Source organism: Pseudomonas sp., from assembly GCF_048265905.1.
In the GTDB taxonomy this organism is placed as follows: domain Bacteria; phylum Pseudomonadota; class Gammaproteobacteria; order Pseudomonadales; family Pseudomonadaceae; genus Aquipseudomonas.
On the sequence record NZ_JBLXAP010000028.1, the window covers coordinates 1 to 6,180 of the forward strand.

The window sequence follows — 6,180 nt, forward strand, 5'->3', positions numbered from 1 at the left end:
TGCTTGGTCATATGACACCTCGTTCTGACGAGTATTCTCGCCTAAATGGGTGTCCGGTTTCATTAGACCACTACATGACCCCCCTTTGGAACGCTCAAGGCCTGGATGGGCGTTACTCATTTCCTGACCAAAACTTTGCCAAGCTAGGCAGTCTTTTTCAGGAGTTCTCTAAATGGCTCTCACAGCCAAAAAACAGGCATAAAAAACCGGAAGCTGAACGTCTGTCGTTCAGCTTCCGGTTTTGTGTTCAGTCATAGCTTAATCAGATGAGTTTTGGCCACCAAGTTGCAGGAACTGCACCTTGTGCACATCGCCTTTGCTGTCTTTGTAGACCATGGTCACTGGAGCCACGCCCAGTTCATTGATGACATCGGTCAGTGAGATCACTTTTGCCACATCCAGATTGGTGTCATAGCTGTATTGATCGGGTTCGATATGGGCGTAGTTGCTGGTACCGGCAAAGGCGGCTGGGGCCAAACTCAGTACTGTTACTGCGAGGGCGATGGTTGCTTTCATATCGGTCACTCCAAAGTTCATTAAAGGGTTGTGTTCAGGTAACTAGGCAACTGTGCTTTTGGCATCAATCACCCGGGTCACGTCTTGCTTGAGCAGGTAGATAGACACAACCAGCAGAACCAGATCTTTCAAAAGGAATGCTGAAACTATTGTCATCGCTGGAAACCCGCCGGCACCTTCGTGCCATGCTCCTGGAGCGAATGGCAAAATCGTGATGGTACTAATGAAGGTGGCGCATGAGCCGAGAGCGCCTAACACGCCTAATTTCTTATTCCAGAAACCTAAGAAAAGTAACGTGCCGAAAGTCCATTCAGAGGCACCTAGAAAAATGCTCGTGCCTTTTGTTCCCAAGACTGGGATCGTCCAGGATACGAATGGGCCATTAGTGATGAGTGGAAGCAAATCTATGATTTCTGCCTCGAACCATTTGTCGTACCCGAACCACACGAAGATGATCACCATCGCGGTGCGCAGTAGGTTGTAATCGAGGTCACGCTTGAGCAGGCCCGAGCGGGAAAGTAGTTCTATTAGATAGTTCATGGCTTTTTCCCTGTGGCAATTAACCAATTTTTGTCGTTGTCGACGTTCTTAATTGAAGAAATCTTGGTAGCTAACATTGGAAACTCCATAAATCAGTTGGCTTTCGTCTATGACGTAATCATGTGGGTTTGTGTTAATACCTATAAGGCTAAAAAGTCCATAAAAGATGCCTTAAAGGATCATTTTGTAAGATCGGTACAAGTGGCTATGAGCGCCCTCCATGGCGCTAACCTAGTCCTCAGCGGATGACTTCGATAATTCGCCCGGCAATATGCTCGACGTGAGTCTCAAGCGCGAAATGACCCGTATCCAAAAGCTCGACAACTGCTTGCGGGTTATCGCGACTGAAAGCTTCAGCACCTGGTGGAATAAAAAATGGGTCGTGCTTACCCCAGATGATCAGGGTAGGAATCTTGTGGGTGCGGAAATAGGCTTGAAATTCTGGGTATAGCTTGAGGTTGTTGGCGTAGTCGAGAAACAGATCGAGTTGAATATCTTTGTTTCCCGGCCGCTCAAGCAACAAGGTATCCAAAGTGTACGATTCAGGCGCAATCAACTCTGGACGATCCACTCCATGCACGTACTGCCACCGCGTGCCTTCGAGATTCAAAACAGCATCAGCGATCACCTGCCGATTCGCTGAGGTTGGCTCTTCCCAATAGGCTCTGATCGGAGCCCATGCATCACCCAAACCCTCCAAGTAAGCATTACCGTTCTGGCTTACCAGGCCGGTAACCCGATCGGGATGCTGCAAGGCCAGTCTCAGCCCCACCGGCGCGCCGTAATCGAACACGTACATTGAGTACGAGTTCAGTCCCAGCGCGTCAACGAACTCCCCGAGCGTTTTGCCGAGCGAGTCGAAGCTGTAGACGTAGTTACGTGACTCAGGAATTTCTGTGAACCCAAACCCCGGCAAGTCAGGCGCGACAATGTGGTAATGGGCCGATAGCAAAGGGATGAGTTGGCGGAACTGATGAGACGAACTTGGGAAGCCGTGGAGCAAAAGCATGGTCGGCTTGTTTTGATCTCCGGCCTCTCGGTAGAACACTCGAACCCCATCTGCCTCGACGAATTTGTGGGTGATCAACGCTGTGGCTGTGCTTGCAGTACTCATGGCTGTTTCCTCTAGTCGTATTCGGGATAGGCAATGCATTTACGTAGTAAAGGTTTGCATGTAAATAGTAACCTGTCAAATGTTATTTAAAGGGTTACTTAAAAAGATTGTTTTTGTTCCGGGCATGACAAATGCAGAACAACTGGCGAGGCTGTTCTGTATGCAACACGAAGTCAGGGAGGGTGCTTACAGGCTGGATATCATGATCGCTAGAAAGGCCGAAAAGCGTCAGCTGTAGTGATCATTAGGTTGGAATGAAAACGCCTGGCTGAGCAGGCGTTTATAAACAGAGGCTTGGAGGGCGGGTTATTCGTCGGAGTATTTTTTGCGGTCGCGGTGTGCCGCTGCTTTAGCCCGATTACCGCAAACAGCCATGCTGCACCAGCGGCGTTTTTTCCCCCGCGTATGGTCAACAAACATCAGCGTGCAACGGGCGCCCTCACAGCTTTTGATATCGGAAAAATCTTCTTCGCAAATGAATCGAGCCAGCACCTCGGCAATTGGCATTAGTAGCGAGTCTGGGGCTCTCCAGCGCCTGATTTGCTGGAGGTTAAGCTGGGTAGGGTTCTGCTCCGAAACGGTTATCTGGGTAAATTTCTCGTCCCTGTCGAGTAGCCGGTTGAGGGTCGTAAGTTCATCCATAGCTTCCGCTGATAACGGTTTTCCTTGATGTTTCAACACAAAGCTTCTGAACCAGTCGCGTAGAGCTCGGGTTTGTGCGGCAACGACCTCCAGCTCTGCATGCATTGCATCCTCAGCAATGTGTTTCAAGGTGTCCTGTTTAACCCAGCCGGTTTGGCCAAGCCAGTCTAGTAACCCGTGGGCGTCTGCGAGCCAATCAATTTCTTCATCGACCGGCGTCGCTATTGAGTTCAGGAAATCCAAGGCTGGGGCATCTGCGACGAAAATCGCAGGGACGGTCAACGTAGAGGACATTTGAGGCTCGCTAAGGACATTGATATGTCGGCGATAGTAACCATCCAAAATAGTTTTGACAAGTTACTTTCTTGTGGCTAACCTCCAGCTTTCAAGTAGAGGGGTTACTCGATTAATGTCCGCTAGAGCGAGTCACCACTCTTTTTGCACTATCAAGCAAGTGATTTTGATACAGCGCCTTTAAGGCCCTGAAAGGAGACTCTCATGAAAGCGATCGTGCTAGAAAAGTTTGGTGGCCTGGATAGCTTGGTTTATCGAGATATTCCGGAGCCGCAAGAGAATGATGGATTCGTTGTTATTGAGATCAAGGCGTTTGGTGTTAACCACGCTGAAATGCACATGCGATGTGGCGAGTGGGCTGAGGCAGCCCCTGTGAGCGGCATCGAATGTGTAGGCATTGTTAAATCTTGCCCGGGAGGAGAGTTCCCGGTGGGCGCTAAAGTCGCGGCCCTTATGGGCGGGCTTGGCAGGACAATCAACGGTAGTTACGCGCAGTACACCCGAGCTCCCGTCTCCAACGTGGCGCTTATAAATGCCGATCTTCCATGGGCGGAGCTGGCCGCCATCCCTGAAACCTACGCAACTGCTTGGACGTGTCTGTTTCGCAGTCTCGAAATAAAAAAAGCTCAGACGCTGCTTATTCGAGGTGCTACATCCTCATTCGGTCAGGCGGCGGTAAAGCTGGCTGTGAATGCAGGGGTGCGTGTTATTGCGACAACACGCAGTGAGAAGCGCACACAAATGCTCAAGGATCTTGGCGCATCGGCTGTTGAGCTGGAAGGCCCAGAATTGTCGAAGCGCATCGACGGGATTAAAACATTTGATGCAGTTTTGGATCTGGTTGGAAACAGCACCGTGGTCGACTCGTTGGCGATAGTGCGCCGTGGTGGACGAGTGTGTTTGGCTGGATGGTTAGGAGGTCTTGATCCAATCACCGATTTCAATCCGCTGTTGCAGATGGCTAGTGGTGTTTACCTGACATTTTTTGGAAGTTTTGTATTTGGCGAGCATGACTTTCCGCTCTCCGATGTGCCGCTGCAAGCAATTGCCGAAGAGGCTGCAGCAGGGCGCTTGGATGTCAAACCAACGCGGGTGTTTAAGTTTGAAGACATTCGTGAGGCGCATCGCGTGATGGAAGCAAATGAAGCCGCAGGAAAGATGGTCGTCGTACTTAGCTAGACAGACAATTGCCAACTTTGACCAAGCAAACGCAGCGCTCATCCCTGCTGTGCAGCAAGAGGCAGTGCAGCTAGCACTCGGTCGACGCATTAAAGCGGCCTATGACGAATTCTTGAGGCTACTCAGGCAGTTCAAATCAGAGCTGCCCGGTACGCTCATAGCGGGGCTTAACACTGTCGCTCTGGAGATCTACAACCAGTTCAATAGACGCGATCATGACGGCGACAAGCTAGCGGCACTTTATTTGCCAAACAACGAAGACGAGCGCATAGGGCTGGTGTTTCACGCTGCTCCAGAGACCAGGATAGATGCGTTGCACGTCCTCAGCGAGGGGCGTGTTCGTTGCCTGGGCGTTGCAATCCATCTTGCAAAGGCACTGCATATTCAGGCGCCGACGATCATCTTTGACGATGCGGTCAACGCGATTGACACCGAGAACCGTGAAGGCATCAGAGAGGCGATTTTCCAGAGCGATCTCTTCGCAGCAACTCAAATTATCGTCACGCACCACAGCAGCGAATTCATTAAGGATCTGCAGAATCATGTCGAGAGGGCCAATGGACGGCTTACTACTAGGGGATCACCGGCCGCGGGTAAGAGGTAACGAGAACATCTTCAACTATCTGCAGCAGGCCCGTGCCGCTTTGGGCATTGGGGACTGGCGCAACGCATTGGGCGCATCCAGGCAGGCTCTTGAAATGCTTACGGACAAGATTTGGAAGTGGCTCGGCAAGAACGACCTCGGTGTAATAACCCTGCCGGTAGCTGGCCGCGGGGCGGAGCCAAATCTGAGAAATCTCTGCGAGGTTTTGAAAAAACGGCTCGATGACGCCAGAACATTCGTGCATCAGGACAAGCCAGGCGTCGCTCAGGGGCTTGGAGACGTCATAGGCGTTCCGGTTCAATCGAACGTATGGACGTATCTAAACAAAGGTATTCACGAAGAGGCTGACAGAGATGACTACGATCCGAACCTCGTCCGCACCATTGTGGAAACCCTTGAAAGGATGAATCAGCTTCGACTTGGCTCAATGCCTGTTACTTTCGCTGGAGCTGCCCAGGCAGCAGTTGTGCAAGCGGTTGCCGACGCTGCTAATCCGCGATAACTGTCCGTCGTCATTAGTAACCCTGCGGCACATACAGAGGAAGAGCTAAGCTCTTCCTCTGCTGTCGACAACCTCCGGGAGTTGCATATGGAATGCTTCAGAGTCGACGAAAACGGCTATACCGGATTGCTGTCTATTCTCCATAGGTTCAAAGATATGCAACCTTCATATGTGAATAGTGATGGTCATGAATTACGCTACTGGCCACGGTTTTTCTCTATTCAGGAGGGTTTCCAATGAGTGAACTGCGTAAAGCTGGCGACTTTCCGAACAAGTCCGTGGTCGAGTACGCGACGGTAAAGGTCGAGGTTCCACATCGACTTGTACCCGCCAATTTGCAAAATCAGCACTACGGCGATAACGAAATCGTTAAGGGTCTCTATGCGTCCCCTAGCGGTAGGCTTACCTACAAAACGCTCTACTTGGACAGCGTAGAATTGGCCCAATGTTTCGTTGAGAAGCTGCACCAGACTTTCAAAAGGAGGGTCTACAACGGGCATTACAAACTAATAATGTCTGTTGAGACGACAACCAAGACCACGACAGCAACAAACGCGAAGATTAAGCACTCTGCCTTGGTTGCAGAGCACCTAGCTTAGCAATAAGCGATCCACGGCGATCGCCTTGCTGGTCAGACAAAGCAATTGCTGGTGCCTTTGAGCCCAAGGACGAAATGAGCAAGCACACAGAAAATTCAACGTACCGCGAGAAGCTAATAGAACACTTGTTCGTTGGTGAACTACTGAAAAAATCATGGATCCATGACCGCTGTGACCTTGAAGTAGCAAA

The 6,180-nt window shown here is 50.6% G+C and carries 9 protein-coding genes; 5 read left to right on the top strand and 4 right to left on the bottom strand.

Annotation, left to right across the window (positions count from 1 at the left end):
- The coding region (locus tag ACN0UH_RS19240; RefSeq protein WP_417663565.1) for a hypothetical protein at window positions 1–257 on the top strand (257 nt) is incomplete at its 5' end.
- A 1-nt stretch (window position 258) separates the two neighbouring features.
- Here the strand turns inward: ACN0UH_RS19240 and ACN0UH_RS19245 are convergent.
- The 4 genes from ACN0UH_RS19245 to ACN0UH_RS19260 form a co-directional block, all read right to left on the bottom strand.
- On the bottom strand, window positions 259–516 hold the full coding sequence (locus tag ACN0UH_RS19245; RefSeq protein WP_417663566.1) for a DUF2790 domain-containing protein: 258 nt from the start codon (window positions 514–516) through the stop codon (window positions 259–261).
- Window positions 517–558: 42 nt separating this feature from the next.
- Window positions 559–1,056, bottom strand: coding sequence for a YkgB family protein (locus ACN0UH_RS19250; protein ID WP_417663567.1), 498 nt, complete (start codon window positions 1,054–1,056; stop codon window positions 559–561).
- Between the two features lie 238 nt (window positions 1,057–1,294).
- Window positions 1,295–2,170, bottom strand: a complete 876-nt coding sequence (locus ACN0UH_RS19255) for an alpha/beta fold hydrolase (protein WP_417663568.1) — start codon at window positions 2,168–2,170, stop codon at window positions 1,295–1,297.
- Between the two features lie 306 nt (window positions 2,171–2,476).
- On the bottom strand, window positions 2,477–3,106 hold the full coding sequence (locus ACN0UH_RS19260) for a CGNR zinc finger domain-containing protein (RefSeq protein ID WP_417663569.1): 630 nt from the start codon (window positions 3,104–3,106) through the stop codon (window positions 2,477–2,479).
- A 204-nt stretch (window positions 3,107–3,310) separates the two neighbouring features.
- On the opposite strand from ACN0UH_RS19260, the gene ACN0UH_RS19265 reads away from it, so the two are divergent.
- The 4 genes from ACN0UH_RS19265 (at window position 3,311) to ACN0UH_RS19280 (ending at window position 5,990) form a co-directional block, all read left to right on the top strand.
- Window positions 3,311–4,285 carry a zinc-binding alcohol dehydrogenase family protein gene (locus ACN0UH_RS19265; protein ID WP_417663570.1) on the top strand — a complete coding sequence of 325 codons (975 nt, stop codon included), beginning with the start codon at window positions 3,311–3,313 and terminating at the stop codon, window positions 4,283–4,285.
- Complete coding sequence (locus tag ACN0UH_RS19270) at window positions 4,248–4,889, top strand: hypothetical protein (protein WP_417663571.1); 642 nt, start codon at window positions 4,248–4,250, stop codon at window positions 4,887–4,889. Before ACN0UH_RS19265 ends, ACN0UH_RS19270 begins: the two co-directional genes overlap by 38 nt.
- Window positions 4,843–5,391, top strand: coding sequence for a hypothetical protein (locus tag ACN0UH_RS19275; RefSeq protein WP_417663572.1), 549 nt, complete (start codon window positions 4,843–4,845; stop codon window positions 5,389–5,391). The genes ACN0UH_RS19270 and ACN0UH_RS19275 overlap by 47 nt, the downstream gene beginning before the upstream one ends.
- Before the next feature lie 236 nt (window positions 5,392–5,627).
- A complete protein-coding gene (locus ACN0UH_RS19280) occupies window positions 5,628–5,990 on the top strand; it encodes a hypothetical protein (protein ID WP_417663573.1) in 363 nt (120 codons plus the stop codon).
- Window positions 5,991–6,180 lie beyond the last annotated feature (190 nt).

Bases quoted from the DNA above. Each gene is read 5' to 3' on its own strand.
- ACN0UH_RS19245 (WP_417663566.1), bottom strand. From the start codon at position 516: ATGAAAGCAACCATCGCCCTCGCAGTAACAGTACTGAGTTTGGCCCCA.
- ACN0UH_RS19250 (WP_417663567.1), bottom strand. From the start codon at position 1,056: ATGAACTATCTAATAGAACTACTTTCCCGCTCGGGCCTGCTCAAGCGT.
- ACN0UH_RS19255 (WP_417663568.1), bottom strand. From the start codon at position 2,170: ATGAGTACTGCAAGCACAGCCACAGCGTTGATCACCCACAAATTCGTC.
- ACN0UH_RS19260 (WP_417663569.1), bottom strand. From the start codon at position 3,106: ATGTCCTCTACGTTGACCGTCCCTGCGATTTTCGTCGCAGATGCCCCA.
- ACN0UH_RS19265 (WP_417663570.1), top strand. From the start codon at position 3,311: ATGAAAGCGATCGTGCTAGAAAAGTTTGGTGGCCTGGATAGCTTGGTT.
- ACN0UH_RS19270 (WP_417663571.1), top strand. From the start codon at position 4,248: ATGAAGCCGCAGGAAAGATGGTCGTCGTACTTAGCTAGACAGACAATT.
- ACN0UH_RS19275 (WP_417663572.1), top strand. From the start codon at position 4,843: ATGGACGGCTTACTACTAGGGGATCACCGGCCGCGGGTAAGAGGTAAC.
- ACN0UH_RS19280 (WP_417663573.1), top strand. From the start codon at position 5,628: ATGAGTGAACTGCGTAAAGCTGGCGACTTTCCGAACAAGTCCGTGGTC.